Below are 26,837 nucleotides of genomic sequence, written 5' to 3' on the forward strand. Positions count from 1 at the left end.
GCTATAGGTCTTCTAACAGAAGTAAGTATAAATTTTTAGAATTGCTACCATAACTCATAAAATCATTTTCTTTCTCTTTATTTTCTGAAGTTTTAAAATGTTTTATGGTGGTGATATTTGTGGGTATTCTTTTTGAATTGTTGTTTTTTATTCCTCGTAAACCTTCTCCAATATTAGCTGTAATTTGGCTAGTTGTGGCAAAAACAATAAAATTTTCAGGAAATTCAATTAATTTCTTTTCTGCTATTTGGTTGGAGGAAATCAATAACGAACCATCATCCGCAATTAAGTTTTCGCAGGTGGTTAAAAAATATTCGGCGTCAGTACTGACACGTGTTACATTTAAATCAGAATTTTTGAATTTTTGGTTTAATTGCTCATCATAGATTAACACACTTTTCTCTTCCCAATCATTTTCAATAATGATATTGTTTAAGCTATCAAAAATTTCATCTAAATTTTCGCAATACAGAAACTTACCACCATTAGCCTTGAAGTTTATTGTAAACCGCTCATCTATAGGTAATTTAATTTCTGGCATATACTTGCCACGCTCATTAGATTTTAATTCCTTGTCTGAATCAACAGATTTGGAACCAAAAATTTTTCTAAATAGACTCATTTATGTTTTTGCTATTAAATACGAGTAATTTAAGGTGTTTTTCAAATATAAAAAATCTTAAACGAACCGTAAGGCTAATTTAAGATTTTTAATAAATGTTAACAGAAAAATTTTGATTTATTCTTCTTCTTCGGTATCGATCACATGTTTATCAAATGGTCGTTTTCCAAATATTTTTTCTAAATTATCTTTAAAGATAACTTCTTTTTCCAATAGCACGTTAGCTAATTCGGTTAATTTATCTTTATTTTCTTCAAGAAGTTTAATAGCACGTTGGTACTGTTCTTCTATGATTCTAGAAATTTCGTCATCAATTAATTCCGAGGTTTTCTCACTATAAGGTTTTGTAAAACCGTATTCGTTTTGTCCTGAAGAATCATAATAGGTTAAATTCCCAACTTTGTCACTTAAGCCATAAACCGTTACCATAGCACGTGCTTGTTTGGTCACTTTTTCTAAATCGCTTAATGCACCCGTTGAAATTTGATTGAAAATTACTTTTTCAGCCGCACGACCGCCTAAAGCAGCGCACATTTCATCTAGCATTTGTTCGGGTCTAACAATTAAGCGTTCTTCTGGTAAATACCATGCTGCTCCTAATGAACGTCCACGAGGCACAATAGTAACTTTTACTAAAGGTGCTGCATGTTCTAACATCCAACTTACGGTTGCGTGACCAGCTTCATGATAGGCTACAGCTTTCTTCTCACCTGACGTTATAATTTTATTTTTCTTTTCAAGTCCTCCTACAATTCTATCTACGGCATCCAAGAAATCTTGTTTATCTACGGCTTTCTTACCATTTCTAGCGGCAATTAACGCGGCTTCGTTACAAACATTAGCAATATCAGCTCCAGAGAAACCTGGTGTTTGCTTAGACAAGAAGTCAATATCTAAATCTTCTGCCTTTTTTAAAGGCCTTAAATGCACTTCAAAAATTTCCTTACGCTCACGAACATCTGGCAGGTCCACAAAAATTTGTCTATCAAAACGTCCTGCACGCATTAATGCTTTATCTAAAACATCTGCTCGGTTGGTTGCTGCCAATACTATGACGTTTGTATTAGTACCAAAACCATCCATTTCTGTTAGTAATTGGTTTAAGGTGTTTTCACGTTCATCATTAGAACCTGACATATTATTTTTACCACGAGCACGACCAATAGCATCAATTTCATCAATGAAAATAATAGCTGGCGATTTCTCTTTGGCTTGTTTAAATAAATCTCGCACTCTAGAGGCACCAACACCTACAAACATTTCCACGAAATCTGAACCAGACAATGAAAAGAACGGCACTTTTGCTTCACCAGCAACGGCTTTAGCTAATAATGTTTTACCCGTTCCTGGAGGTCCTACTAATAAGGCTCCTTTAGGAATTTTACCACCTAAATTGGTGTATTTTTCTGGGTTTTTAAGGAAGTCAACAATTTCTTGAACTTCTTCTTTAGCACCTTCTAAACCGGCAACATCTTTAAAGGATGTTTTAACATCTGTATTCTCATCAAATAGCTTAGCACGTGATTTACCAATATTAAATATTTGACCACCAGCTCCACCACCAGAACCACCAGACATACGTCTCATTATAAAAATCCAAACGCCTATTAATAAAATAAACGGTAGTAATCCTATTAGGAAATCGCCCCAAACATTCTGTTCTGTTTTGTACTCAATTTTTGGTTTTGGGTCTAAATCTTCCGCTTGTATAACTTTGGCTATATCATCTTCAAAATTTTGAAGATCACCAAATTCAAATCGATAATTTGGTAGTTTGGTTGCCGTTGGCAATAACGATGTAGGTTTGGATTTTTTATGTACATCTTTTGCTTCTGCTTCAGATGTTAAATATACTTTGGCTTCGCGCCTGTTTACAATTTCTACTTTATCAACATCGCCATCTTTTAAAAATGTCATGAATTGTGATGGTGTTGTTGGATTTGTTTCATCAAATCCGCTTCCTCCCAACACTTGCATGGCTATAAATAGCACGATTACGCCACCATAAATCCAATACATATTGAATTTAGGTTTCTTGTTTTTATCTTTCTTGGTATCCTTGTTCATTAATATCCCTTAATAGTTTGTTTCAATTACCGTTGTTTTTGCGTCACCCCAAAGGCTTTCAATATCATAATACTCGCGTATGTGCTTCTGAAAAACATGAACTACTACGTTCACATAATCCATTAAAACCCATTCAGCATTATCCGAACCTTCAATATGCCAAGGCTTATCTTTCAATTCTTTACTTACTTTTTTCTGGATGGAATTTACAATGGCATTTACTTGTGTGTTCGAAGCACCTTCGCATATAATGAAGTAGTCGCAAACCGTGTTTTCAATCTCGCGTAAATCTAATATATTTATGTCTTTTCCTTTTACGTCCTCAATTCCGCTTAAAATAGTAGCTATCAATTGGTCTGCATTGATTTGTTTTTTTGCCATTCACTTAATTTAATTTGTGCAAAGTTATTATTTTTTAGTTCTTTATACCGTAAAAAAATCATAAGATTTTACCTGTATAGTCAATAATTCACCGAATGCATATAATCAAACTTGATGCCACCGATTCTACCAACTCGTATTTAAGAGCATTAAGTACAAACAGCACCTTGGCAGATTATACTATTGTTAGCGCCAAGCACCAAACTCATGGACGCGGGCAACGTGGCACAAACTGGCAGTCTGAAACCGGTAAGAACCTGATGTTTAGCGTGTTCAAGAACGTTTCATTCTTGGGTTTTCAAGACAATTTCTTTATAAGTATGGTTACTTCGTTAGCCCTAATTAAAACCTTGCAACAGTTTTTAATACCCAAACTAAGCATAAAATGGCCTAACGACATTTTGTCAGAGGACAAAAAAATCTGTGGCATTCTTATAGAAAACACCGTTAAACAAAATGCTTTTGGAGGTACTATAATAGGTATTGGACTCAATGTTAACCAAACGCAATTTAAAGATCTTCCTAATGCAACTTCCTTACAGCTAATTGTAGGCACGCCTTTAAACACTGATGAATTACTGTTAAGCATTGTAACCAATTTAAAATTTTATTTCAATCAGTTAAAAACCAATCAACACAAACTTTTAAAAGAAACATACGAAAGTTACCTGTTTAGAAAAAACAAGCCTTCAACCTTTAAAGATCATGAAGGTAATTTATTCACAGGATACATTCAGGGTGTGACAAGTTTAGGAAATCTTCGCGTTTTATTAGAAGATGAAATAATTGCCGAGTATGAGTTAAAAGAAGTTACGCTGCTATATTAATTATACAGCTTTTGGCATATTGCTAGCTAATGTTTCAATAAATTTTGAAATAGGCCCTTTTATCATCATGGCCATCATAGCATTGAATTCGCCGCTAAATTGAAGTTGTACTTCACTTGTATTTGCATCAATTTCTGTTATATTCCCGATTAAAGAAAAGTCCAATTTTCCACCAGCAGCTCCAAGAACAATTTTATTTGGTGGTATCATTTCCTTTTTCTTAAGAATAATTTCGGGCATTCCCTTTAATGCAAATAAAAATTTATCCTCGCCTAACACTTCAAATTTACTAATGTTATCAGGCATTAATTTTTCAAAGTTTTTAATATCTGACAAGAAGTTAAACACCGTTTCAGGTGATTTATTGATAGTTGTTTTTGGAGATTCTAAATTCATAATAAGTATATAATATAAGTTTGTAATATTTGTTTTAATACTATCAATTAGCGTTCCATTCTGCTGGATTGGCATTCCAAGAAGCTAAAATAGCTTGTTCTTTAGTGGATATATAATTAGTATGGTAGGCTTCATCTAAAAGTGAATTGTAATCACTTAAGGTTGTTAAATGCACATTCTCTTTCTCAAAATTTTCTTTTGAAATATTAAAACCATAAGTAAAAATGGCCATCATGCCTTTAACATTCGCATGATTTTCTTTTAAAGCGCGAACAGCATTTAAGCTACTTTGTCCCGTACTAATTAAATCCTCAACAACAACCACGTTTTGTCCAGGCTCCAAATGTCCTTCAATTTGGTTTTGGCGACCATGACTTTTAGCTTCAGGTCGAACATATACAAATGGCAACCCCAAATATTCCGCAACCAACATACCAATACCTATAGCTCCAGTTGCTACACCGGCAATAACATCTGGTTTGCCATATTGTTTTTCAATTTGCTTGGCCATGGTTTCACGAATGTAATTTCGGATTGGTGGATAAGAAAGTATAATTCTATTATCACAATAAATAGGCGATTTCCATCCCGAAGCCCATGTAAAGGGTTCTGTAGGCTGTAATTTTATGGCATTTACCTGAAGTAGAACTTCGGCAGTTTTTCTGGCAGTGTCTTTATTAAAAATCATAGCTGCAAAATTACACTTTTTTACGTAATCTGCATTTTTAAAATATGATTTAAAATTAATTTTTTAAATCTATTGCTATCCTATTATTTTTAATATTTTTACAAAACCTAATTGCAACAATAAACGCTATGTACAAAGTTTTTGTTAATGATAAACCTATTATCTTAACAACAGAGGTTGAAAAGGAATCATCTTTCAAAAACTACTTGTTAAAATCTGTTGCTATCTCCAAAGTCATTAAAGATTTGAACAAAAAATCCGTTAAGGAAGTTCATCTCATACATTCCAAGGAAGAAAAGCTTCTTAAAAAATTCCTTAAAAAATTGCCGAATGTTATTGCTGGTGGCGGTAAAGTATATAATGAAAAAGGAGAAATTCTATTTATTTTCAGAAATGATAAATGGGATTTACCAAAGGGAAAAACTGAAAAGAAAGAATCTATTGAAACGACTGCCACTCGAGAAGTTGAAGAAGAAACAGGTGTTGAAGGTTTAAAAATAACCAAACCACTTGAAACAACGTATCATATATTTAAGCGCAATGGTAAATACAAAATCAAAATTACCTATTGGTTTGAGATGTCCACCTCCTACTCTGGCGCATTAGAACCTCAAGAAAATGAAGGCATTACCAAAGTTGCTTGGCTGAATGAAGCAGAAGCGCAAGAAGCTTTGAAAAATAGTTATGCCAATATTAAATTACTTTTTTAATTTTTTTTTTTTAATAAAGTAAAACCTCCTTAAAAGCTTAATCCACTAGGCATACCACATCTTAAATTACTCATATACAATTTTTTACAATGCTTTTTTTATGTCTATTTTTTAAAAAACATTGTTTGCTATTTCTTTTTTGTTTAACTTTATTAAATAATCCTTAAACAAAAATACGATGAAATTAGAAACTACATTCAGATTTCCCAAATCTACCATCCTACTTTTGTTCTTATTTATTTTCTCCATTCAGTCTTATGCAAGTAACAATTGTGGGGAAATTAATGGATTTGAATTTTCAAATGGCTCCGAAAGCATGGCCATTGAAAATGGAGGGGTCTATAACATTACAGACATACCCTCAAATGCTTTTATCAATCTATTAGTTGATGGCTACTCACAGAGTGTCCGGTATGCCGTTCGAAATGATAATACCAATGAATACGATTACATTACGGAAAATGTGGAGCCTTACACGTATCCGGCAGGTAATCGTGCTTGGAATCTAGGAACTGGTACTTTTACTATTCGTGCGGATCTTCACAGATATAACAATGGCTACGGTCAGCGCTGTGACAGAGAAATGATAACCTTCACAGTAACAGAAACTTGTAATGCTTTTTCTGGAACTGCAACAGCAACCATGCCTAACGTGTCTTTAGTTGATGGTATGGCTACTATTTCAGCGACACCGAACGGTGACGCAGTAATTCCAGATGGCTTTACTCTTGGATTTGTTTTAACTCTTGGTGACGAACTGGTTATTGTGGATGGTGATGATATTTCATCTTTCCCAGTTACAGAACCTGGAAACTATACTATCCACCCATTTGTTTACAACCCAAATACGTTGGATGTTGGTATCGTAGAATTTGGCGTAACAACTGGCGTCGATGTACTTGGATTAATCTCTCAAGGTGGTGGCAATATTTGTGCATCGCTTGATGTGACTGGTGCACCTGTTACAGTTGAAAGCTGTGAAGCTGACGCCAGAACACTTATGGCAAACATGGACACGGCTTGTTTAGTTGATGGTATGGCGACTATTTCTGCCACATCTAATAACGATGCTGTTATTCCTGATGATTACTCGTCTATTTATGTATTAACACAAGGCGAAGGTTTAGTAATTGTTAATGCTGGTGCAGAACCAAGTTTTGAGATTACAGAAGGTGGTAATTATACCATACATACGTTAGTGTATAATCCGGACACGTTAGATTTAGGTATCCTAGAATTCGGTGTTACAACCGGTTTTGATGTCTTCAGACTTATTATTCCGGGCGGTGGAACTATTTGCGCTGCTCTTGATGTAGCTGGCGCTCCTGTTTCTGTTGAAAACCCAATGGCTGGAACCTTAACAGCTGATATGGATATGGCAACTTTAGTTGATGGTGCTACTACAATTTCTGCAACACCTAACGGTGATATCAATATTCCGGATGGCTATTCTTCAATTTATGTTTTAACGCAAGGTGATGATTTAGTTATCGTAAACGCTGGTGCTGAACCTAATTTTGAAGTAACCGAAGCAGGAAACTACACCATTCACACGTTAGTTTACAATCCTAATACTTTAGATTTAGGTATTGTAGAACTTGGTGTTACAACTGGTGTAGACGTACTTGGATTAATCTCTCAAGGTGGTGGCGATATTTGTGCATCTCTTGATGTTGCTGGTGCACCTGTTACAGTAATGGAAGAATCCTGTACAGCAGAAGCTGGAACCATGTATTCTAGCAGTCCAATTACCTGCCTCATGTCTGGTATGGCCAGTATTGAAGCCATGCAAAATAGACCTGCTGAAACTCCTGACGGTTATGAGCAATTATTCGTGTTAACTGAAGCATTCTCATTAACCATATTAAATGTATCAGTAACACCAAATTTTGATGTTACCGATAGAGGTTTCTACAGAATACACAGTTTGGTATATAATCCGGAAACATTAGATTTAAGTATTGTTGTTCCGGGTGAAACTACAGGGTTTGATGTGGTCAACTTGATTAACAATAATGATATTTGTGCATCTTTAGATGTTCATGGCGCTGTAAATTTGGTATTAGGCTACAACTGGTTCTGTAGTTTCTTTAATAATTACTACCATAAAGATGCCGGATTGCAATCTGCTGATGTGACTAATTACATTAAAGACTACAGCAGTTATAAAACGTTTGAAGACGATTTCATTGCAAATAACGCTGAAATAAGTCTATATCCTAATCCTGTTAAGTCAACTTTAAACGTAAGTATTCAAACCTTTGATGATGAAGTTATGACTTATAAGATGCGTGACATGAGCGGTAGACAAGTTGCAACTGGTTTAAACAACAGTTTGAATAATGGATCTGGTCAAATTGATGCAACAAATCTAGCAAACGGCATGTATATCATATCGTTTGAATCGGATTATCGAACAATCATCAAGAAAATAATGGTGAATAAATAAATAAAAAATTGAAAAAGAAAAATGTCATTAAAGGCTTCCAAAATTTTGGAAGCCTTTTTTCTTACAAACATCTAATGCTGTTAAAAGTGCTACTTTCAACTCGCTAGCCATTTGATTATTACGAGAATACTTCTGATTAATTTCAATCTCAATACCTATATAATTTGCTGAAAACTGCTTTCTTAAATAAGTTGTAAATCCATCTGACCTCCCTAAATACGGTTGGTTGAAGCGAATGTCATAATTATTGCTGATTCTCAATATTTCTGCTTTAAACACTTTACAAAAATCTTTTTCTTTTGGAATTCGAGAATCATATAGCCAACCAATATCAACCCGCCTTTCTACCTTTTTCCAAATGGGTGTAAAACTGTGAATAGAAATATGAATAACGGTTTCGCCTTCTTGTATATATTGTAAAATGACACCTTCTACAGCATCTCGATACGGCTTATAATATTGCGCTATTATTTTCTGCTTTTCTGCTTGTGAAAGTTCGCTTGTAAATTCAGAAAACAAATTTTTATGGTGCAATGACCTGTTTAATTCAATTAGTAAGCGACTTGTAGTACTAAATTTAGAAAAATCAGCTATTGGTTTTAAGCTTTGAAAGACATCCAAGGCGCCCAAATCAAAACCACGATGCGTGTTTAATATAGCTTCTTGATTTATAAATAACCCTTTATATTCTTTAGGAATATGATTACCGCCATGCTCACAAGTTAAAACCAATTTCACGGTTTAAACATGGCATTTTTATGCAGACAATTTGTTAATTCCCAATAGACATTTTTAATATGTGTTTCGGAATAATCATCATTTATGGCTTTTAAAATACGCGTTGCCAAGGTGCCTTCACTTAAAATACAATCCAAAGCTTCATAATGAACTTCACATATAGAATCTTTTGTCAGCTGAAAAAGGTGTTGCCATAACGCTTGAACCGTCATACCTTTTTCCACTTGAAATAACTTCAAGTAGTCAAGGTTTGAAACTTCATAGTATTCACCTTCTTTTATTATCGGATTTAATAGAGCGTATAAATCTTCCTTCGTCCATTTTTTCTGCTCTTGTAAAGTGGTGAATTTTTCGTCTACTAAAAACTTCAAAACAGCAATAATAAGGGCGCAAATAGCCATATCGGCCTTCGGGCATTCTTGAATATCAACCAAACGAATTTCAATAGCATTTCTATCAAAACGTGCAATGGCACCACGAGAATTTAAAAAGTGATGATCTAAAATATTATTGGTATCGTGAGGTTTTATGGCGCGTTTTATAGGCTCGAAAACCGTTTCATAATAATCTAACTTGGTAAAAGCACGTTCTGGAATAACCAAACCTGTCAATTCTGGGATCTCTTTCTGGTTGGTTTTGTAGTATTCCAATCTGGCATCTTTAAAGCCAGTGTTTTTTCCTTCTAAAATTGGCGAACTTGCACACAAACCAGGAATAAGTGGCAAAATAACACGAATGGCGGCATGTAATTTTTCAAATTCAGTGTCATCAAAAAAAGGCAAGTTAATATGTGTGCTTTGCACATTGCTCCAACCGTGTCCTTTACAATTAAAAATCCGATTGTATAATTCGTAAACCTCACTGTAACTGTGTTTCCAAAGTTCGGTATCTATCAACGGATTCAATAATGGATGTGCAGCAGTTGGCAGTAATTTTGAATCAAATTCTTTTAAAATCTGATTAATTTCAATAATATTTTTATGAAACGATTCGGACAATCCATTTAAATCGGCTGTTGGTCCATTGGTTTTTAATTCTACCACATGAGCCACCAATTCATTACTCCAAGCTATGGCTCCATTTTCCACATCGGATGTTATTTCACCCGCTTTTTTGGCAAGTAACTTATCAACAATAGCTGCCGGTTTAAACGTATTTGAAACGAGCATATACTCCAGTTCAATACCGTAAACTTCAAATAAATGATATCTTTTAGCTCTCATTCTTAATCCAATCTATTTTTTAAAGCTGTTAAAATTTTTACATAAATGGTATCGCCATAATAACGATCTTCTACACCAAAATCTATATTTGGATTGTCATTAATTTCAATAACCATCGGTTTTTCATTTACCACCTTAATATCAATACCATAAAGCCCTTTCCCCATTAACTTGGCAGATTTCAAAGCCATATCTAATACTATTTTTGGTACGTCTTCTATTGGTAAACAATCAGCATTACCATCTTGATCATCTTTCTTTTTGGCATCCCAATTGTAAATTTGCCAATGGCCTTTTGCCATATAATATTTACAAGCAAAAAAGGGTTTGTCATCAATAATTCCAATGCGCCAATCGTAATCCGATGGGCAAAATTCCTGCGCTATAATTAAATCCGATTCTTTCAACATGCTGTTAACAAGCACATGATACTCGTCTTCGGTTTTAGCTTTTTTAACACCAAACGAAAAAGTAGAATCTGGTGCTTTTAACACACAAGGCAAACCGACTTGCGCAATAACATCGTTTTTATTATCCTTATGAACAATAATGGTTTTTGGTGTGGCAATATTCGCATTATTTAAAGCTTCTGCCATGTAAACTTTATTACAACATTTTAAAATAGCGTCGGGATAATCTACAATAGCAATCCCGTCTTGTTGGGCCTTTCTAGCAAATGCGTAAGCTTCATTATTCACTTCGGTGCTTTGGCGAATTAGCAAGGCATCAAAAGATGATAAGCGCGATAAATCTTTAGGCTCGATTATTTCGGCATAAATATTCATCTTTTCGGCTACATCAATAAATTTCTTAAGTGCTTTAGCATTACTAGGAGGCGCTGGATCATTTGGGTTCACCAAAATAGCTAAATCGAAATCCGACTTAATTAACTTGGGTGTATCATAGCGTTTTTTGGCAAAATACTGATTTGCAAATGCATGCACACTTGACATGTGTTCTTCCGGAATTTCCGATTCGGCGATAGCACGAATACTTTGCACATGCCATTTGGTGGTGTGATTAAATTTCACCCGTAAAAAAGGCACTTGAAAATGCTTGTAAAATAAGGTGCTTAATTCCTTATATTTTTGAGCCACATTTTGCCCAAAATAAATACTTAAGGTAAAGTCTTGAGATTTGATGTTTTTAAGACTCTGCTGAATCACATCATCAAACTCATCGGAAATGATTCGGACGAGTTTTAGTGCTTTTAAATCCACAATATTCTTAACCGTAGGAATGGCTAAATGCCCTCTAGCTTCTGCTAAAAGCGACACATAATATCCTTTAGATTGGTACGAATAATCTTTACACAAGTTAAAGATTCGTGCATTTTTTAAAAGTGAAAACTGCGGGTTGGTCAGGTAATCTTGTGATGAAATCACGGTAATGTTCTCAATCGAAAAATTCCATTTTTCTGGTTGATTAACAACAATGTATTTGTTCATTAAAAACGCATAAGCGCGATATAAATTTTACACAAAATTAGATTATTTTTCAATAGCTTTTACATGGCGTTAAAAATTTTTTACACATGAAATATAACGTTTAAGCAACACAGTATCAAAATGCTAAAACATATTTATTTCACGCGATAAACAGGATATTGCAAATACGCTGGCTCATAATTGTTGGAGCGTTCATATAACCAATTTAATTGCGCATACCAATTATTAGAAAATTCTGGTTCAGCTTGTTTTTTAGCTTCAAATTCTGCTTTTAATTCTGAATTAGACGCCAATAATTCTGAAGCCGTATCTTCAAATACATAAGGCGAAAAACCTTCCTTCTTCTGTAAAATGGTATCGAAGAAATTCCAATTAAAAAAGGAATCTGGTGCTTGAGGTTCTAATGTTTCTACGAGATAACGTACGGCGTTTTGATTGGTAGAAATCCAATAATCACCTTTTCTGAATAAGAGGTTATTTTCAGATGCTGTAACAGATGTCTTATAATGCTGAAAATGGCCTTCATACGGACTTTTACGTGTTTCAAAATCGGCTATTTTGTAGGATTCTACAGCTAGTGTGGTATCTTTTTCAAAACGATTCATTTGAACACCATTCAGTTTTAATAAATCAATTACTCTGTGCCAACCTTGTGGAATGATGTAGGCTTTTGGAACGGCAACGTCAACCGTTGGTTTAAAATAATTCTGATAAGCAACCGGTTTTTCAAAAGGTTTGTTTCTATCGTATTTTAAGCGCTCCTTTCCTGTTACCTCACTTGTTATAGTATTTCCTTCAAAACCTTTAAAGTTTAAGGTGGTAGATTTTGTGGTATCTACTTCCCAATCTAACGGATACATTTTCTGATTCTTAAAAGCTTCAAATGCAGCTTGGCGCAATTTCGATATATGATCGCCTTCTTTTTCAATAATAGCAATCATACTTCGCATCAGTTCATAGGTTCCTTCCACACGTGGTTTGTATGGTTTTAACATATGTGTTTCAACCATCATTCCAATAACATTCCACAGTGCGGTGTATCCCGTTGAATAGCGTGGGTAATCCATAAACTGACTAAATCCAATTTCCGGAACTTGATTAAAAACATTCACATAAGGTGTAATATCCCAATCTTTCTTTTGTAAATCCGCTTCCAGTGCGGGCATGATGGTGTTTTGTAAATAACTCCCCAATTCACCGCCTAACTTATTATGTTGGGTAAACAAATGAGTTAGCACATATTGATAATCCGCGCCATTACTTACATGATTATCTATAAAAACATCCGGCTTTACCAAATGAAAAATTTGAGCGAAGGTTTTAGCATTCTCGGTATCGTTTTTTATAAAATCACGGTTCAAATCAAAATTCTGTGCATTGCCACGAAAGCCGTATGCTTTAGGACCATTTTGATTGGCACGCGTTCCTGAATTTCTATTTAAACTTCCGCCAACATTATAAATAGGAATGGTAACTACAACGGTATTCTTTGGTGCTGGAATTTTTCCTTGAGCCAAATCACGAAATAACATCATCGTCGCGTCTATACCATCGCTTTCACCAGGATGAATGCCATTATTGATTAATAATACACGTTTATTTTCACGAATGGTTTCGAAACTAAATTTAGCATCGACATTAAAAGTCACAATATGCAAAGGCTCACCAGAATCTGTTTTTCCAATAGCTTGCAGTTGAATTTGAGGAAAGGCATTTGCCAAATCCGAATAATATTGAATGGTTTGATAATATGTAGCCGTTTCCGTTCCGTTGCTTGCCTCAAAAACCGTTATAAAATCATCTTTTTTGCTTTGCGCCTGTAAAAAACTGAAAGTCAAACAAATGACTAACAGTTGACTAATACGAATCATATTTGAAATTTTAATAAGTAAACTTAAACAATTTATCACAATATAATCTTGTAGGTGTTTATATTAACTGTATTTTTGCACCCTCAAAAAAAAGAATGATGACTCAATTTTTTCGAAAATTTACAACAAATCCTAAAAATGATATTTTAAGCGGGATAACCGTTTCATTAGCAATGATTCCAGAAGTGGTAGCATTTGCTTTTGTGGCGCAAATAGACCCACTTATGGCACTTTCTGGTGCGTTTATTATTGGATTAATTGCTGCAATTTTTGGAGGAAGGCCAGGTTTAATTTCTGGCGCTGCTGGTGCTGTTGCTGTAATTTTTGTCACCATGATTGCTGATGGACATACAAAAGGGCTTCTTTTTGATCAGCCTGTAGATAATATGGGTTTTTTCTACTTAATGGCTTGCGTTATTTTAATGGGAATTATTCAAATTTTAGCCGGTGTATTTAAGTTGGGACGTTTTGTGCGTTTAATTCCGCACTCCGTAATGCTGGGTTTTGTAAACGGTTTAGCTATTGTTATTTTTTGGGCTCAAGTAAAAATGTTTACACATAAATCATTAGTAGTTTCTACCGATGGCGTTAAGGAATACGTAAGCACCTATATGGAAGGCGCTGAACTCTATTTAATGTTAGGCTTGGTATTTTTAACCATGACCATCATGACCATTTTACCAAAAATAACTAAAAAAATTCCTGCGGCTTTAACGGCTATATTAGTTACCACATTTATTGCAATCGGATTCAATTTAGATGTTTCAACGGTTGGTTCATACATTATTGAAGGTGGTGGAACAGGCTTAAAAGGTGAATTTCCTACACCTAATTTAGAGCTTTGGCAAAATCTTCCAATTAATTGGGACACGCTAAATTTTATTCTTCCCTATGCATTTTTAGCCGCTTCTGTTGGTTTAATAGAATCATTAATGACCATGAATTTGGTAGACGAATTAACGGACACCAGAGGTAATGGCGACCAAGAATGTATTGCTCAAGGAGCTGGAAGTATTATGTCAGGTCTTTTTGGTGGAACTGGAGGTTGTGGTATGATTGGACAAACGGTAATTAATATTAACGCTGGTGGTCGTGGTCGTCTTTCAGGTATCGTAATGGCTCTAACGCTGTTAACTTTTATACTTTTTACAGATAAATTAATTGAGCAAGTACCAATTGCAGCACTAGTTGGTGTTATGTTTATGATGGTTATTGAAACATTTGCATGGTCTAGTTTTCGCATTATTAAAAAAATTCCAAAATCCGATGCTTTTGTACTCATAATCGTTTCAGCCGTTACAGTTATATTCGATTTAGCCATTGCCGTTTTTGTTGGTGTTATTATTTCGGCATTAGCTTTTGCTTGGGAGAATGCCAAACGTATTCGCGCCAGAAAACGCATGCGTGAGGATGGCACCAAAGTTTACGAAATTTGGGGTCCATTATTTTTCGGAAGTATAACAGCTTTTAATCAAAAATTTGATCCTAAAAATGACCCACAATATGTTGAAATTGACTTTGTTGAATCGCGAATTAGTGATCATTCTGCTTTAGAAGCTATTTTTAATTTAGTTGAAAAATATGAAGCCGAAGGAAAATCGATTAAATTGAAACACTTAAGCGAAGATTGCAAATTACTCATGTATAAGGCTAGTCCGAAATTCAGGGAAGTTATTGTTGAAGCGGTTGATGACCCGAGATACCATTTAGCAGCGAACCCTGAAGAGTTTCCAAAACCACTTTCAGAATACAAGTTTAAATAACTATTTTACCCGAACACTAATGGGTACTAATTTGGTATAATCGCCTTGATTACGAATCACATCGCGCACAATGGATGATGAAATATAGGACGTATTCGCAGCCGTTAACAAAAACACGGTTTCTATAGGTGCTAAATCGCGATTGGTATGCGCTATGGCTTTTTCAAATTCGAAATCTCCGGGATTACGCAAACCACGAAGTATAAATTGGACGTTATTTTTCAGGCAAAAATCGACTGTTAAACCTTCATAGGAAACCACTTTTACTTTCGGTTCGCCAGCAAATGATTCTTCAATAAACCGCATGCGTTCTTCTAATGAAAACATGTATTTTTTATCCGCATTCACACCAATGGCAACAATAACCTCATCAAACAGTTTGATAGCGCGTTTAATAATATCGTAATGACCTAAAGTTAATGGATCAAAAGATCCGGGAAATACAGCTTTTTTCATAATTTACTCCTAAACATTAAAGATACTTAATAATTATTTTAAGCCAAATTAAACACTATTTCAACGCTTCTTCGATGGCATTCTGAAATAATTGTTCTAACGAAATTCCAGCAGCTGCCGCTTGTTGTGGCAAAATACTAGCTTTTGTTAATCCTGGAACAGTGTTGACTTCCAATAAATGTGGTTCGCCATCTTTAAAAATATATTCACTTCGGGAAAAGCCCGTCATTTTTAATATTTCATAAACCCTTTTTGCTAAAGCACGCACTTTCTCGGCATCGGATTCTGAAATTCGTGCAGGAGTAATTTCTTTAGATTGCCCTAAATACTTAGCTTGATAATCGAAAAAATCATTTTCGCTAACAATTTCAGTAATTGGCAATACTATAATTTCGCCTTGGTAGGAAATAACACCAACAGACACTTCAACCCCATCTAAATAGGATTCAATAATAATTTCATCATCTTCTTTGTAAGCAACTTCTAACGCTTTTTTGAATTCCTCTTTTTTATAAACTTTTGAAATTCCAAAACTACTCCCAGCACGATTCGCTTTAACAAAGCAAGGCAAACCTACTTTTTTAATAATGGCATCTTCATCAATAACATCACCTAGATTAATATAATAACTTTCGGCCGTTTTAATTCCATAAGGCCTTAAAACGCTTAAGCAATCGCGTTTATTAAAGGTTAAAGCCGCCTGATACATACCACAGCTGGTATGCGGAATGTTCAGCAACTCTAAATAAGCCTGCATAATACCATCTTCGCCAGGCGATCCGTGAATGGCATTAAAAACACAATCGAAAGTAATTTTTTCGTCATCAACGATAACCGAGAAATCATTTTTATCAATTGGAAACTCCTTTTCCGTATCCGAAACAAAAACCCATTTATTTTCAAAAATATGAATGCGAAAAACATGATAGTTATCTAAAGTATTTAAAGCGTTATAAACCACGTTTCCGCTTTTTAGGGAAATTTCGTACTCACTAGAGTAACCACCCATAATAATGGCAATATTCTTTTTCATTGGCTATATTTCGGCAATTAAAGGCGTCATATTTAAAGTTTACGAATCAATTTAAGTCTAAAACTAACAATAAAACGTATCTATTATTAGTTAAGCTAAAATATCACTAATAAATCAAAACTAAAAACAGTTCTGTTTTTATATATTTGCCCAACAAATCCGTTTCCATGAGTCTTTTAAAATTTCTGACGAGTAAAACATTCCTAATTCAAATTATTCTAGCCATTGTTGGTTTAGTAGTTATTTGTTTCATTTTATTAAAATGGCTAAATGTTACCACCAATCATGGTGAGTTTGAAACCGTTCCCGATTTAAAAGGAAAATCTATTGGTGTGGCCAATTTGGAGTTAAACGAAAACAATTTAAAATTAGAAATTTTAGATTCTTCAAATTTTAATCCTGATTATCCAAAATTTTCAGTGATTGAGCAAGACCCTATTGCTGGCGAGAAGGTTAAAGATGGCCGAAAAATTTATGTAACCTTAAATCCATCAGGATTCCGAAAGGTGAAAATTCCCAATTTAAAAGAAAAAACATTTAGACAAGCCAAACCAACATTGGAAGCGCTTGGCTTTGCTATTGGCACGATAACCTTTACCGATTATTTAGGTGAAAATGAAGTGGTAAAATTAATGTACAGCGGTAAAGAAATAAAAGAAGGCGATGAATTGCCTAAAACATCTAAAATCGATTTGGTTTTAGGTAACGGAAACAGACCAGGTTCAAACTAATTATGGCAGACTATACTCCAGAAAATCAAAGCGAAGAAGACGATTTATACGAACACTACGCTTTTACTGCCGAAAAAGGGCAAACACCGCTTCGGATTGATAAATATTTAATGAATTTTATTGAAAACGCCACGCGTAATAAAATTCAGGCTGCTGCAAAAAGCGGCAATATTTATGTAAATGACGAGCAAGTAAAATCTAACTACAAAGTAAAACCATTTGATAAAATTCGGGTGCTTTTTGAGCATCCACCTTATGAGTATTTGCTGACACCCGAAAACATTCCCTTAAACATTGTTTATGAGGACGACGATTTATTGGTTGTCAATAAAGAACCTGGTATGGTAGTACATCCAGGGCATGGAAATTATTCTGGAACCTTGATAAATGCCTTAATTTATCATTTTGAAAACTTACCAAACAACTCCAGTAACCGTCCAGGATTGGTTCATAGAATCGATAAAGATACCAGCGGTTTGCTAGTAATTGCCAAGAATGAAGAGTCTATGGCCCATTTATCCAAGCAGTTTTTTGATAAAACTAGCGAGCGCGAATATATAGCTATTGCTTGGGGAAATATAGAAGAGGAAGAGGGCACCATAGAAGGCAATATTGGTAGACATCCAAAAAACAGATTACAAAATACCGTGTATTTTGGTGATGAGAGCGACAAAGGAAAACCAGCAGTAACGCATTATAAAGTTTTGGAACGCTTAGGCTACGTAACCCTGGTTTCTTGCAAATTAGAAACAGGCCGTACACACCAAATTCGCGTGCATATGAAACATATTGGTCACACCTTATTTAATGACGAACGCTATGGTGGCGAACGCATTTTAAAAGGAACCACCTTTACAAAATACCGCCAGTTTGTAGATAATTGTTTTAAAATTTTACCAAGACAGGCCTTACACGCTAAATCGTTAGGTTTTGTACACCCTAAAACAGGCGAAATGATGAGATTTGATTCTGAAATTCCACAAGATATGCAAGACTGTATTGAAAAGTGGCGTAATTATTCCAAGCATCAAGATTCAGAATAAATTTCTTCTATAGGTTTATTGGGAAAGAATAAAATTAGAAATTGATTTTATGCCATGTGAGTTGTAACTTTGGTAAACACAAAAAAGTTACGAACCTTTAAAATCAATTCCTAATTATAGGACTTTTACATACTTATGAAACTTGTAATATCTCCAGCCAAATCTTTAGACTACGATAGCAAATTACCAACATCTAAATCTACGGAATCCGTATTCTTGAAAGAATCGGAACGTTTAAATGGACTATTGAAAAAGAAATCTCCTAAAAGCTTGTCGAAGCTTATGAGTATTTCCGATAATTTAAGCCAGTTGAATTACGACCGGAACCAAGAATGGGAACTACCATTTAAGGAAGGTTCTGCCAGACAAGCTATTTACGCCTTTAATGGCGATGTTTATCGTGGTTTGGATGCGTATACGATTCCAATAGAAAAAATTGATTCCCTTCAAAATACAGTTCGGATTTTGTCAGGATTGTATGGCGTTTTAAAACCTTTGGATTTAATTATGCCTTACCGATTGGAAATGGGCACCAAATTAGCAGTTGGCAAAAACAAAAACTTATATGAGTTTTGGAAGAAGAAAGTCACTAAATCCTTGAATGACGAATTAGAGGATGATGAGCTGTTTTTGAATTTAGCTAGTAATGAGTATTTTAAAGCCATTGATACAAAAGCTTTAAAAGTTCCTGTTATAGATGTGGACTTTAAAGAATTTAAGGACGACAAATATAAAACCATTGGTATTTTTGCTAAAGCAGCAAGAGGACTAATGGCACGGTTTATTATTGATGAAAACGCTGAAACTTTAGATGATGTTAAAGCATTCAATTTAGAGGGTTATGGTTTGAGCTATGAACTATCCAGCTCAAACAAATTAGTTTTCACCAGATAATTGCATTGGCAAGAAGGGTTTAAGCCTTTGCTTTTTTATCAACACTTATTTTTTCTTCAGGACGTACTTGCTTCTTAATTCGTGGACGTCTTACACCATACGAACCGCGATTAATTTTACCGCGTTTTGTTTTTTTATCACCTTTTCCCATGTCATTTTTGTATTTAAAACTTAAGCTATAAATTACAATAAATTTATCATCTTTAAAAACAAAAATGACATTCTTTCATAAGCATCCATACCAACCTTTTATTCAAGAGGATACCACCAAATTAATTGTGGGCACCTTACCACCACCACGTTTTTCTACTGGTGATTTGCTTGAAAAGGACGTCGATTTCTGCTATGGGAGTTATTATAATAGTCTGTGGTTGTTTATTGATAAAATTCATAATTTAAATTTTCGTTATGACAATTCTGAAGAAGCCATTATAGAACGCCAACAGTTTTTAATTCAGCATAAAATTGGTGTTTGTGACATTGTAGAAAGTGCGGAACGTGAAAAAATAGACGCATCGGATTTAGGCATGACAAACATCATATTGCGGGATATCTTGGGTTATTTAAAGAAATACCCAAATATTGACACCTTGTTATTTACAGGAGGAAACAGTAAAAACGGTCCAGAATACTTCTTCCGAAAGCATTTAAAAACTTATAATTTGAAATTGGAAGTGCTTTCTAATGAGGTTCCAAGAATTCATCAATTCAATATGAACACAGAATCCACAGAACGCATTATCAAAACAGTTTCCTTGACTTCTGGGTCTGGTGCAGCCAATATTTCTATAAGTAGGTTGCCACTTTACAAGCATTTAAAGGCAAGCAATCCTGACTTTAATACCTTCGATTTTCGGGTAATGCAGTATCGCGAATTTATCTAGAAAAAAACGCCATTATTGCGGATTAGACAGGAATTATCAGAATTTTATCGATTTTATATATAATCTGAAGTTGAAAAATACTATTTTAACAACCGTTAAAAAATTAATCAATAATGAAAAACAATTTACTACTCCTTTTTGCCTTCCTACTTATTGTTTCATGTTCCGATGATGATGACCCAGTAACGGTTCAACAATGTGCCAAACCAACAGGTGTTATTGCTAATACCATAACATTTGAAAGTGCTGAAATAATTTGGACCGACGCCAACAGCGCAACTTCTTTTACCGTTGAATACGGTTTATCTGGCTTTATGCTAGGTTCAGGCACCACTATTAATCGGGCTGAAACTTCTGTTATGCTAACGAATCTTGCCGCCAATACGAGTTATGATGTTTATATTACAACAATTTGCAGCATTGATAATTCCAGTATGTACTCGGATGTTTTCAACTTTACCACCTCTGCTCCTTTAGTGATTCCAGAACTCCTTCCAAATCTTTCGGATTTGAATTTATTTGCAGGAAACCTAAACGATTTAACACCAAGCTCTCGTGCTTTTGAATACAACTTAAATACGCCATTATTTACAGACTACGCGCACAAACAGCGTTTAATAGCCTTGCCTCCAGGAACAACTATGGATTTTGTGGATAACGGATTTCCAGATTTTCCAGATAATACGGTTATATCAAAAACTTTTTATTACAATAATGATGAGCGTGACGAATCATTAGGAAAAACAATTATTGAAACGCGAATTTTAATTAAAATTAATGGTGTTTGGGAATTAGGAAATTATAAGTGGAATGCCAACCAAACGGATGCCGTTTTGGATGATATGGCACATACCGTTCCTGTATCCTTTATTGACGATAGCGGAACCACTAACACTATCAACTATGGTGTTCCGTCCATGCAAGACTGTATTAACTGCCATAATAGTAGTAATATAATTACGCCTATTGGACCAAAAATGAGGACTATGAATTTTAATAATCAGCTTCAAGATTTTATTAATGCTGGACATTTATCAAACCTTTCAGACCCTTCAAGCGTTACGACATTGCCAAATTGGGAAGACACTAGCTATACAATTGAAGAGCGTTCTCGCGCCTATTTTGATGTTAATTGTGCACATTGTCATTCCGATGGTGGCTATTGCGAATTCCAGTCTGAATTACGTTTAACATACGAAACTCCTTTTGCTGAATCCATGATTCTTGAACGCAAAGGCAGTATTGATAATCGTATGCGTAATTATAATCCTGGTATTAGTATGCCATTAATTGGCACTAGTATTGTTCATAGTGAAGGTTATGATTTAATTCGCCAATATTTAAACTCCTTATAGTAGGTTATAAAGTAGAGAAACAAAAACCCAATGATATCGCTATCATTGGGTTTTTAACTAACCAACTAAAACTAATATGAAAAACTAAATTTATTTATTAGGATTAAACCCTTTAGGTAAATAATCCTGGATATTGAAATTAAACTGAACATCTTCTTCTATTTCTATTAAAGAAACTTTTTCCCAATTAATATCGTCTTTGCCTTTTAATGGGTTAAAGTCTTTTGGCAAGTAGGCATGCGTATCAAAACCTAAATTTATATCTTCTGGTAAATCTATCAGAACAGTTTCCTTCCAATTAATATCATTCTTACCCTCTAAAGGATTAAAATTATTAGGCAAATATTGCTTGACATCAAAACCTAAATCAATAGGCTCATCCATTTCAATTACATGTACATCCTGAATGCTAATTACAGAATTATTTGAAACATGATTATGTTTGTGCTTGTGTGGATTGGTTGTAAAATTATCAGTTACTAAATTGCTAGCCACGGTTGTACTTGTTGCAAGTAATAATCCGCTTATGACTAATAAATGTCTCATTTTCTGTTTATATATTAATATTTATCTATTAGACTTAAAAGACCTTAAAAGGTTTCATTTATTTAGAAATATTTAACACTAAACATCTGAATTTAAGAATACTTAGCAGTTCAGAACAAAAAAACTTCCAAAGGCAATTTCAATTTAGATAATAGCTCTTATCTCTGCTTATTTATATAGTTTGAAATAGAGTGACACCTTGTTTTTACACTGTAATTACCAACCAAAATCTAACACTTAAAATTATAACATTAAACCTTTTTAATATTTCCATGTCTTATATGTACAAACTTTAATACTTATAAATCATGAAAAAAATATTTTTAATTGCTTTAGCATTAGTAACTTTTCAATTATCTGCTCAAGACAAAAAACAAATGCATAAAAAAGGTGAACGAGCTGAAAAGATGCAAGCGTACACTCCAGAAGAGATGGCGGAATTGCAAACTAAAAAATTAACGTTGGATTTAGATTTAACGAAAGAACAACAAAAACAAGTTATGACATTGAACCTGGAAGCCGCAAAAGAACGCAAAGCCATGATGGAAAAGCGTCAAGAATTTCAGAAAGAAAAAGAAGCGAAGTCAGTTTCGAAAGACGACAAGCTTAAAATGAAAAATGACAGGTTGGATAAGCAAATTGCTATGAAAGCTAAAATGAAAGAGATTTTAAATGATGAGCAATACGCTAAATGGGAGAAGCTTCAAAAGAAACGCATGGAAAAAGGACGCAATTCAAGAAAGCAGAAAAAACATGGAAAATAAAATTTGAGTTGGTTAATTAGTTTACTAAAAGGCAGATATGAATTAAAATATCTGCCTTTTTTTATATTAAAAAAAATATCGCTAAATTACAATCACTAAAAAAACTCTATTATGAAAAAATTACTAGTTATTGTATTGGCTTTAATAGGTATGCAGCTTTCTGCACAAGATTTAAACAGTTTAAGCACTACGGCATCTAGCGAATCCAGCTCTATGATTGATCAAATAGCTGGAGATCAAGTTAGAAAATTTGCCAAAAAATTAAATTTAAATGAATCGCAACAAAAAATGGCTTCAGATTTAGTAGTAAGTCAGTTGAAATCACCGAAGTTTCAAAAATTAATTGGAGATTCTGCTAGTAAACTTTTAGGATCGGGGTCCAGTGATAATTTGGATGATATTTCAAGAGCATTATTAGATGAACCGAAATTTCAAAATGACATGAAAAAGGTTTTAGATGACGATCAGAAAGAAGAATTCAGTAAAATGCTTCCTATATAAGTAGGAGCTTTAATTTATGAGTGTTACAAAAAAGCGATCTGAAATTCAGATCGCTTTTTAATTTATAAAGTTTTAGCTACTTTGCCAACTACTTCAATTGTTTTATCCAGATCATCATAACTTAAAGCATCTGTAATAAACCATGTTTCAAATGCACTTGGCGCTATATAAATACCACCATCTAGCAAACCATGAAAAAACTTTTTAAAGGTTTCATTATTTCCATTGGCAGCCGATTGAAAATCAACAACAGGGGTATCTGAAAAATGAACAGATATCATGGAACCAACTCTATTAATGGTATGAACGATATTGTTTTCAGTTAAAACTTTAGACATCCCATTATGCAAATAGGCTGTTTTTTCTTCTAGGCGTCTATAAATTTCATCATCCGTATTCAATGCCTGTAGCATTGCCAAACCAGCCGCCATAGCTAACGGATTACCACTTAATGTTCCTGCCTGATAAACAGGCCCTAGCGGCGCTAAATGATTCATTATTTCTTCACGAGCTGCAAACGCACCAACTGGTAAACCGCCTCCTATTACTTTTCCAAAACAAACGATATCCGCTTTAATACCATATAATTGCTGAACGCCTCCTTTTGATAAGCGGAAACCCGTCATAACCTCATCAAAAATTAAAAGAATATTATGTTCTGTACATAAATCTCTTAAGCCTTGTAGAAAATTTTGTTTAGGAGGAATACATCCCATATTCCCTGCCACAGGCTCTAAAATAATACAGGCTATCTCATTAATATTTGCTTGAATTAATTCTTTAACGTTTTCTAAATCGTTAAAATTAGCTAATAAAGTATCTTTAGCTGTACCTTGTGTTACACCTGGACTATTTGGTGATCCGAAGGTTACAGCACCACTTCCTGCCTGAATTAAAAAACTATCACTATGACCATGATAACAACCGGCAAACTTTATAATTTTATCTTTTCCTGTAAAACCACGTGCTAAACGAACAGCACTCATACAAGCTTCGGTTCCCGAATTTACAAATCTAATTTTATCAATATTAGGAACCATGGAAACCGCCAATTCAGCAATTTTAGTTTCAATTTCCGTCGGTGTTCCGAAGGATGTTCCAAGCTTTGTTTTTTCAACGACCGCATCAACTACGGGTGGAAAAGCATGACCTAAAATCATGGGGCCCCAAGAATTAATGTAATCGATATATTGATTATCATCTTCATCTATTAAATAAGGTCCATGCGCTTTTTTTATAAAAATAGGCGTTCCTCCAACAGCTCCAAATGCTCTTACGGGAGAGTTTACACCACCTGGGATTACTTTTTCAGCTTGTGCAAAAAGCGCACTACTTCTTTTGTATTGCATAAAATTTATACTTTAATTAGATTTTACCACTATTAAATCTCCAATATTTAAATTATTAGATGATAAATTATTGAGGCGTTTTAAATTTTCAACGGTTGTATTGTAGCGTTTTGAAAGTGAATAAAGGGTGTCTCCTTTAACCACTCGATGAGAAGATTCCATAGATGAACTAACTTCAGCAACTCGTGTTTTTTTTCCAGTAACTATTTCATCATATTTGTACAATTCATAACGCTCAATAAGACTAATTAATTTATCAGGGTACTTTCTATCCGTTGCATATCCTGCAGCTTTCAAACCTTTAGCCCAGCCTTCATAGTCGTCAATTTCCAATTCAAATAACTTGTAATAACGTTTACGTTCCTTCAAGAATAGTGAATGATCACGATAGGAATATTTGGCATCATTATACTTTCGGAAACATTCTTGATCGGCATCATCATCATGATAAATTCTAGCACCTGTCCATTCATGACATTTTATTCCAAAATGATTGTTAGCTTCAACTGCCAAACGACCGCGACCCGAACTGGATTCTAAAATCCCTTGAGCTAAAGTAATACTAGCTGGAATTTGGTATAAGCGCATTTCTTCTTGAGCAATATCACTATACAATGCAATATAATCATCAATAGGACTATTGCTTATTACCACCTTTTTTTTAACAGGATATTCTGATGGCGTTTCCACCGTTGGTTTTTTCACCTCTGGCGTTTTTACAACCCGCTCCGTTTTGGTTTTATTCTTGGATTTAGAAGCTGCTCGTTTTTTAGAACCACAACTAAAAACAATTAATGCCATACAAACTACTACTAGTACTCGCTTCATTTTCATTGAATTTTTATCATATTCTTCTTTTCTAAAATACGATTCATACCCTTAATTCCTTGTAGGCCTCCCGTATGAATCATTAGTATTTTAGCATCTTTAGGAAAATATCCTTTTTTTATCAAATCGCATACTCCAAAAGCCATTTTTCCTGTATAAATGGGGTCTAATGGTATATTAAATTGTTGCTTAAAATCATTAATAAAACTAATTAATTCCAAATTTATTTTAGCATAACCTCCAAAATGGTAATCCGAAATTAAATCCCAATTTTCCCGCTTTGCAAATTTACTAATATCTTTCCGTAAAAAATCACCTTTAAGGGCAGGAAAACCAAGAATTTTTTGATGTGCTTTTGCTGAATTTATTAATCCAGAAATAGTACCACCCGTTCCCACTGCAGACGTAATGAAATCGAATTCCGTATCCTGTTCCGTTAATATTTCTTCACAACCTTTTATAGCTAATTCATTTGTACCACCTTCAGGTATGAAATAAAATTCGCCAAATTTATTCCTTAAATTCTCAATAAATGTTTCTGTTTCTTTTTCCCGATATGTGTCCCGTGAAACAAAATAAAATTGCATGCCTTGCGATTTTGCAAACTTTAAGGTTGGATTCTTCTGAATTTCTTTAGATAATTCTTCCCCTCGAATTACACCTATAGTTTGAAAATTAAAGCGATTTCCGGCCGCAGCAACGGCTGCAATATGGTTTGAATAAGCACCTCCAAAAGTTAAAAGTGTTTGCACATCTTGCTTTTTAGCTTCAATAATATTGTATTTTAACTTTCGATACTTGTTCCCTGATATAAATGGATCCACCAAATAGTCCGGTTTTACAAAAAGCTGATTATCAATACGAACATTTAAATTTCCAGAAATCTCGAACATTATATAAATTTTAATAAATATTTATGCTTTATAGTTTTGTAGTTTACTTTTTTTAGTATATTTCACAATATTATAATGAATTATCAGTTTTTTAACATTTAAACGATGATTACATGACTAATAACCCCAAAACCTACCGCACAACACCTATTTGATTTGGTGAAAATACAATTTGTATTTAACAAACCTCAAATAGTAGCTCATGATTAAAAAATTACTCTCCGTAGTATTACTTATGATGTTTTTTTATAATGCATTTGGACAAAACTATCCTTGTGCAGAAAACTTCAGTATTACAACCAAAACTCTCAATGTATCAAACTCCAACATTCCTGAAAGCCTTATTTATTGGGATTTTTCAAAATCATCCAATAACA

The 26,837-nt window shown here is 34.1% G+C and carries 27 protein-coding genes; 11 read left to right on the top strand and 16 right to left on the bottom strand.

The genetic code is table 11. The features are described from left to right. Position 1: 1 nt before the first annotated feature. The 3 genes from ACN0QX_RS06665 to rsfS form a co-directional block, all read right to left on the bottom strand. Positions 2 to 622, bottom strand: coding sequence for an LUD domain-containing protein (locus ACN0QX_RS06665; RefSeq protein WP_248395337.1), 621 nt, complete (start codon positions 620 to 622; stop codon positions 2 to 4). 117 nt (positions 623 to 739) lie between these two features. After that, positions 740 to 2,689, bottom strand: coding sequence for an ATP-dependent zinc metalloprotease FtsH (ftsH, locus tag ACN0QX_RS06670; protein WP_248395339.1), 1,950 nt, complete (start codon positions 2,687 to 2,689; stop codon positions 740 to 742). A gap of 9 nt (positions 2,690 to 2,698) precedes the next feature. Beyond that, positions 2,699 to 3,070: a ribosome silencing factor gene (rsfS, locus tag ACN0QX_RS06675; protein ID WP_248395341.1), complete on the bottom strand. Its 372-nt coding sequence runs from the start codon at positions 3,068 to 3,070 to the stop codon at positions 2,699 to 2,701. A 95-nt stretch (positions 3,071 to 3,165) separates the two neighbouring features. Between rsfS and ACN0QX_RS06680 the strand changes: the two genes are divergently transcribed. Continuing rightward, positions 3,166 to 3,897: a biotin--[acetyl-CoA-carboxylase] ligase gene (locus ACN0QX_RS06680; RefSeq protein ID WP_417195961.1), complete on the top strand. Its 732-nt coding sequence runs from the start codon at positions 3,166 to 3,168 to the stop codon at positions 3,895 to 3,897. Here ACN0QX_RS06680 and ACN0QX_RS06685 read toward each other — a convergent pair whose 3' ends face one another. Both ACN0QX_RS06685 and pyrE read right to left on the bottom strand, forming a co-directional pair. Beyond that, positions 3,898 to 4,293: an SRPBCC family protein gene (locus ACN0QX_RS06685; RefSeq protein WP_417195962.1), complete on the bottom strand. Its 396-nt coding sequence runs from the start codon at positions 4,291 to 4,293 to the stop codon at positions 3,898 to 3,900. A 43-nt stretch (positions 4,294 to 4,336) separates the two neighbouring features. Next, positions 4,337 to 4,981 (bottom strand): orotate phosphoribosyltransferase, encoded by a 645-nt coding sequence (gene pyrE / locus ACN0QX_RS06690; RefSeq protein ID WP_376861641.1) that lies wholly within the window; start codon positions 4,979 to 4,981, stop codon positions 4,337 to 4,339. Positions 4,982 to 5,109: 128 nt separating this feature from the next. Between pyrE and ACN0QX_RS06695 the strand changes: the two genes are divergently transcribed. Together ACN0QX_RS06695 and ACN0QX_RS06700 are read left to right on the top strand one after the other, a co-directional pair. After that, complete coding sequence (locus tag ACN0QX_RS06695; RefSeq protein WP_417195963.1) at positions 5,110 to 5,691, top strand: NUDIX hydrolase; 582 nt, start codon at positions 5,110 to 5,112, stop codon at positions 5,689 to 5,691. 178 nt (positions 5,692 to 5,869) lie between these two features. After that, positions 5,870 to 8,140 carry a T9SS type A sorting domain-containing protein gene (locus tag ACN0QX_RS06700; RefSeq protein ID WP_417195964.1) on the top strand — a complete coding sequence of 757 codons (2,271 nt, stop codon included), beginning with the start codon at positions 5,870 to 5,872 and terminating at the stop codon, positions 8,138 to 8,140. Positions 8,141 to 8,167: 27 nt separating this feature from the next. Here ACN0QX_RS06700 and ACN0QX_RS06705 read toward each other — a convergent pair whose 3' ends face one another. The 4 genes from ACN0QX_RS06705 to ACN0QX_RS06720 all read right to left on the bottom strand — a co-directional run bounded on the left by ACN0QX_RS06705 (position 8,168) and on the right by ACN0QX_RS06720 (position 13,420). Beyond that, positions 8,168 to 8,878 carry an N-formylglutamate amidohydrolase gene (locus ACN0QX_RS06705; RefSeq protein ID WP_417195965.1) on the bottom strand — a complete coding sequence of 237 codons (711 nt, stop codon included), beginning with the start codon at positions 8,876 to 8,878 and terminating at the stop codon, positions 8,168 to 8,170. Beyond that, a complete protein-coding gene (locus ACN0QX_RS06710; protein ID WP_417195966.1) occupies positions 8,875 to 10,101 on the bottom strand; it encodes a glutamate-cysteine ligase family protein in 1,227 nt (408 codons plus the stop codon). The genes ACN0QX_RS06705 and ACN0QX_RS06710 overlap by 4 nt, the downstream gene beginning before the upstream one ends. A gap of 2 nt (positions 10,102 to 10,103) precedes the next feature. Further along, the gene (locus tag ACN0QX_RS06715; protein ID WP_376861649.1) at positions 10,104 to 11,549 is read right to left on the bottom strand and encodes a RimK family protein; all 1,446 of its coding nucleotides are present in this window, start codon (positions 11,547 to 11,549) and stop codon (positions 10,104 to 10,106) included. A gap of 134 nt (positions 11,550 to 11,683) precedes the next feature. Then, positions 11,684 to 13,420, bottom strand: a complete 1,737-nt coding sequence (locus ACN0QX_RS06720) for a M14 family metallopeptidase (RefSeq protein ID WP_417195967.1) — start codon at positions 13,418 to 13,420, stop codon at positions 11,684 to 11,686. A 98-nt stretch (positions 13,421 to 13,518) separates the two neighbouring features. Here ACN0QX_RS06720 and ACN0QX_RS06725 point away from each other — a divergent pair, with 98 nt between their 5' ends. Beyond that, positions 13,519 to 15,183, top strand: coding sequence for a SulP family inorganic anion transporter (locus tag ACN0QX_RS06725; protein WP_417195979.1), 1,665 nt, complete (start codon positions 13,519 to 13,521; stop codon positions 15,181 to 15,183). On the opposite strand, the gene coaD is transcribed toward ACN0QX_RS06725, so the two are convergent. Together coaD and ACN0QX_RS06735 are read right to left on the bottom strand one after the other, a co-directional pair. Next, positions 15,184 to 15,639, bottom strand: coding sequence for a pantetheine-phosphate adenylyltransferase (coaD, locus tag ACN0QX_RS06730; RefSeq protein WP_248395357.1), 456 nt, complete (start codon positions 15,637 to 15,639; stop codon positions 15,184 to 15,186). It lies immediately after the preceding gene. 55 nt (positions 15,640 to 15,694) lie between these two features. After that, the gene (locus ACN0QX_RS06735; RefSeq protein WP_417195968.1) at positions 15,695 to 16,672 is read right to left on the bottom strand and encodes a D-alanine--D-alanine ligase; all 978 of its coding nucleotides are present in this window, start codon (positions 16,670 to 16,672) and stop codon (positions 15,695 to 15,697) included. A 167-nt stretch (positions 16,673 to 16,839) separates the two neighbouring features. Here ACN0QX_RS06735 and ACN0QX_RS06740 point away from each other — a divergent pair, with 167 nt between their 5' ends. The 3 genes from ACN0QX_RS06740 (at position 16,840) to yaaA (ending at position 19,340) form a co-directional block, all read left to right on the top strand. Then, positions 16,840 to 17,403 carry a PASTA domain-containing protein gene (locus ACN0QX_RS06740; RefSeq protein WP_417195969.1) on the top strand — a complete coding sequence of 188 codons (564 nt, stop codon included), beginning with the start codon at positions 16,840 to 16,842 and terminating at the stop codon, positions 17,401 to 17,403. Between the two features lie 2 nt (positions 17,404 to 17,405). After that, entirely contained in the window at positions 17,406 to 18,446 is a 1,041-nt protein-coding gene (locus ACN0QX_RS06745) for an RluA family pseudouridine synthase (RefSeq protein WP_417195970.1), read from the top strand. A 135-nt stretch (positions 18,447 to 18,581) separates the two neighbouring features. Next, entirely contained in the window at positions 18,582 to 19,340 is a 759-nt protein-coding gene (yaaA, locus tag ACN0QX_RS06750; RefSeq protein ID WP_417195971.1) for a peroxide stress protein YaaA, read from the top strand. A gap of 19 nt (positions 19,341 to 19,359) precedes the next feature. On the opposite strand, the gene ACN0QX_RS06755 is transcribed toward yaaA, so the two are convergent. Further along, a complete protein-coding gene (locus ACN0QX_RS06755; protein WP_066254547.1) occupies positions 19,360 to 19,491 on the bottom strand; it encodes a 30S ribosomal protein THX in 132 nt (43 codons plus the stop codon). 64 nt (positions 19,492 to 19,555) lie between these two features. Between ACN0QX_RS06755 and ACN0QX_RS06760 the strand changes: the two genes are divergently transcribed. Both ACN0QX_RS06760 and ACN0QX_RS06765 read left to right on the top strand, forming a co-directional pair. Further along, positions 19,556 to 20,224, top strand: a complete 669-nt coding sequence (locus ACN0QX_RS06760; RefSeq protein ID WP_417195972.1) for a uracil-DNA glycosylase family protein — start codon at positions 19,556 to 19,558, stop codon at positions 20,222 to 20,224. Between the two features lie 113 nt (positions 20,225 to 20,337). Beyond that, positions 20,338 to 21,579 carry a fibronectin type III domain-containing protein gene (locus tag ACN0QX_RS06765; RefSeq protein WP_248395363.1) on the top strand — a complete coding sequence of 414 codons (1,242 nt, stop codon included), beginning with the start codon at positions 20,338 to 20,340 and terminating at the stop codon, positions 21,577 to 21,579. 90 nt (positions 21,580 to 21,669) lie between these two features. On the opposite strand, the gene ACN0QX_RS06770 is transcribed toward ACN0QX_RS06765, so the two are convergent. Further along, entirely contained in the window at positions 21,670 to 22,125 is a 456-nt protein-coding gene (locus tag ACN0QX_RS06770) for a hypothetical protein (protein ID WP_417195973.1), read from the bottom strand. 308 nt (positions 22,126 to 22,433) lie between these two features. Here ACN0QX_RS06770 and ACN0QX_RS06775 point away from each other — a divergent pair, with 308 nt between their 5' ends. Then, complete coding sequence (locus ACN0QX_RS06775) at positions 22,434 to 22,889, top strand: hypothetical protein (protein ID WP_248395366.1); 456 nt, start codon at positions 22,434 to 22,436, stop codon at positions 22,887 to 22,889. Positions 22,890 to 23,000: 111 nt separating this feature from the next. Further along, complete coding sequence (locus ACN0QX_RS06780) at positions 23,001 to 23,390, top strand: hypothetical protein (RefSeq protein WP_248395367.1); 390 nt, start codon at positions 23,001 to 23,003, stop codon at positions 23,388 to 23,390. Positions 23,391 to 23,452: 62 nt separating this feature from the next. Here ACN0QX_RS06780 and hemL read toward each other — a convergent pair whose 3' ends face one another. From hemL to ACN0QX_RS06795, 3 genes are read right to left on the bottom strand one after another with little or no spacing between them, the layout of a single operon-like run. Continuing rightward, positions 23,453 to 24,739: a glutamate-1-semialdehyde 2,1-aminomutase gene (gene hemL, locus ACN0QX_RS06785; protein ID WP_417195974.1), complete on the bottom strand. Its 1,287-nt coding sequence runs from the start codon at positions 24,737 to 24,739 to the stop codon at positions 23,453 to 23,455. Positions 24,740 to 24,751: 12 nt separating this feature from the next. After that, positions 24,752 to 25,567 (bottom strand): glucosaminidase domain-containing protein, encoded by an 816-nt coding sequence (locus tag ACN0QX_RS06790; protein ID WP_417195975.1) that lies wholly within the window; start codon positions 25,565 to 25,567, stop codon positions 24,752 to 24,754. Between the two features lie 2 nt (positions 25,568 to 25,569). Then, complete coding sequence (locus ACN0QX_RS06795; protein WP_417195976.1) at positions 25,570 to 26,460, bottom strand: 1-aminocyclopropane-1-carboxylate deaminase/D-cysteine desulfhydrase; 891 nt, start codon at positions 26,458 to 26,460, stop codon at positions 25,570 to 25,572. Positions 26,461 to 26,837 lie beyond the last annotated feature (377 nt).

It is taken from the genome of Bizionia sp. (genome assembly GCF_048259285.1).
Taxonomy (GTDB): Bacteria; Bacteroidota; Bacteroidia; order Flavobacteriales; family Flavobacteriaceae; genus Algorimicrobium; species Algorimicrobium hallyeonense.

Coding starts and splice junctions, on each gene's coding strand:
- ACN0QX_RS06760 (WP_417195972.1), top strand. CDS start 19,556: ATGACATTCTTTCATAAGCATCCATACCAACCTTTTATTCAAGAGGAT.
- ACN0QX_RS06695 (WP_417195963.1), top strand. CDS start 5,110: ATGTACAAAGTTTTTGTTAATGATAAACCTATTATCTTAACAACAGAG.
- ftsH (WP_248395339.1), bottom strand. CDS start 2,689: ATGAACAAGGATACCAAGAAAGATAAAAACAAGAAACCTAAATTCAAT.
- rsfS (WP_248395341.1), bottom strand. CDS start 3,070: ATGGCAAAAAAACAAATCAATGCAGACCAATTGATAGCTACTATTTTA.
- ACN0QX_RS06725 (WP_417195979.1), top strand. CDS start 13,519: ATGACTCAATTTTTTCGAAAATTTACAACAAATCCTAAAAATGATATT.
- ACN0QX_RS06665 (WP_248395337.1), bottom strand. CDS start 622: ATGAGTCTATTTAGAAAAATTTTTGGTTCCAAATCTGTTGATTCAGAC.
- ACN0QX_RS06770 (WP_417195973.1), bottom strand. CDS start 22,125: ATGAGACATTTATTAGTCATAAGCGGATTATTACTTGCAACAAGTACA.
- ACN0QX_RS06795 (WP_417195976.1), bottom strand. CDS start 26,460: ATGTTCGAGATTTCTGGAAATTTAAATGTTCGTATTGATAATCAGCTT.
- ACN0QX_RS06780 (WP_248395367.1), top strand. CDS start 23,001: ATGAAAAAATTACTAGTTATTGTATTGGCTTTAATAGGTATGCAGCTT.
- ACN0QX_RS06765 (WP_248395363.1), top strand. CDS start 20,338: ATGAAAAACAATTTACTACTCCTTTTTGCCTTCCTACTTATTGTTTCA.
- ACN0QX_RS06735 (WP_417195968.1), bottom strand. CDS start 16,672: ATGAAAAAGAATATTGCCATTATTATGGGTGGTTACTCTAGTGAGTAC.
- ACN0QX_RS06755 (WP_066254547.1), bottom strand. CDS start 19,491: ATGGGAAAAGGTGATAAAAAAACAAAACGCGGTAAAATTAATCGCGGT.
- ACN0QX_RS06710 (WP_417195966.1), bottom strand. CDS start 10,101: ATGAGAGCTAAAAGATATCATTTATTTGAAGTTTACGGTATTGAACTG.
- ACN0QX_RS06700 (WP_417195964.1), top strand. CDS start 5,870: ATGAAATTAGAAACTACATTCAGATTTCCCAAATCTACCATCCTACTT.
- ACN0QX_RS06740 (WP_417195969.1), top strand. CDS start 16,840: ATGAGTCTTTTAAAATTTCTGACGAGTAAAACATTCCTAATTCAAATT.
- coaD (WP_248395357.1), bottom strand. CDS start 15,639: ATGAAAAAAGCTGTATTTCCCGGATCTTTTGATCCATTAACTTTAGGT.
- ACN0QX_RS06745 (WP_417195970.1), top strand. CDS start 17,406: ATGGCAGACTATACTCCAGAAAATCAAAGCGAAGAAGACGATTTATAC.
- ACN0QX_RS06680 (WP_417195961.1), top strand. CDS start 3,166: ATGCATATAATCAAACTTGATGCCACCGATTCTACCAACTCGTATTTA.
- ACN0QX_RS06685 (WP_417195962.1), bottom strand. CDS start 4,293: ATGAATTTAGAATCTCCAAAAACAACTATCAATAAATCACCTGAAACG.
- hemL (WP_417195974.1), bottom strand. CDS start 24,739: ATGCAATACAAAAGAAGTAGTGCGCTTTTTGCACAAGCTGAAAAAGTA.
- ACN0QX_RS06715 (WP_376861649.1), bottom strand. CDS start 11,549: ATGAACAAATACATTGTTGTTAATCAACCAGAAAAATGGAATTTTTCG.
- ACN0QX_RS06790 (WP_417195975.1), bottom strand. CDS start 25,567: ATGAAGCGAGTACTAGTAGTAGTTTGTATGGCATTAATTGTTTTTAGT.
- ACN0QX_RS06775 (WP_248395366.1), top strand. CDS start 22,434: ATGAAAAAAATATTTTTAATTGCTTTAGCATTAGTAACTTTTCAATTA.
- ACN0QX_RS06720 (WP_417195967.1), bottom strand. CDS start 13,420: ATGATTCGTATTAGTCAACTGTTAGTCATTTGTTTGACTTTCAGTTTT.
- pyrE (WP_376861641.1), bottom strand. CDS start 4,981: ATGATTTTTAATAAAGACACTGCCAGAAAAACTGCCGAAGTTCTACTT.
- yaaA (WP_417195971.1), top strand. CDS start 18,582: ATGAAACTTGTAATATCTCCAGCCAAATCTTTAGACTACGATAGCAAA.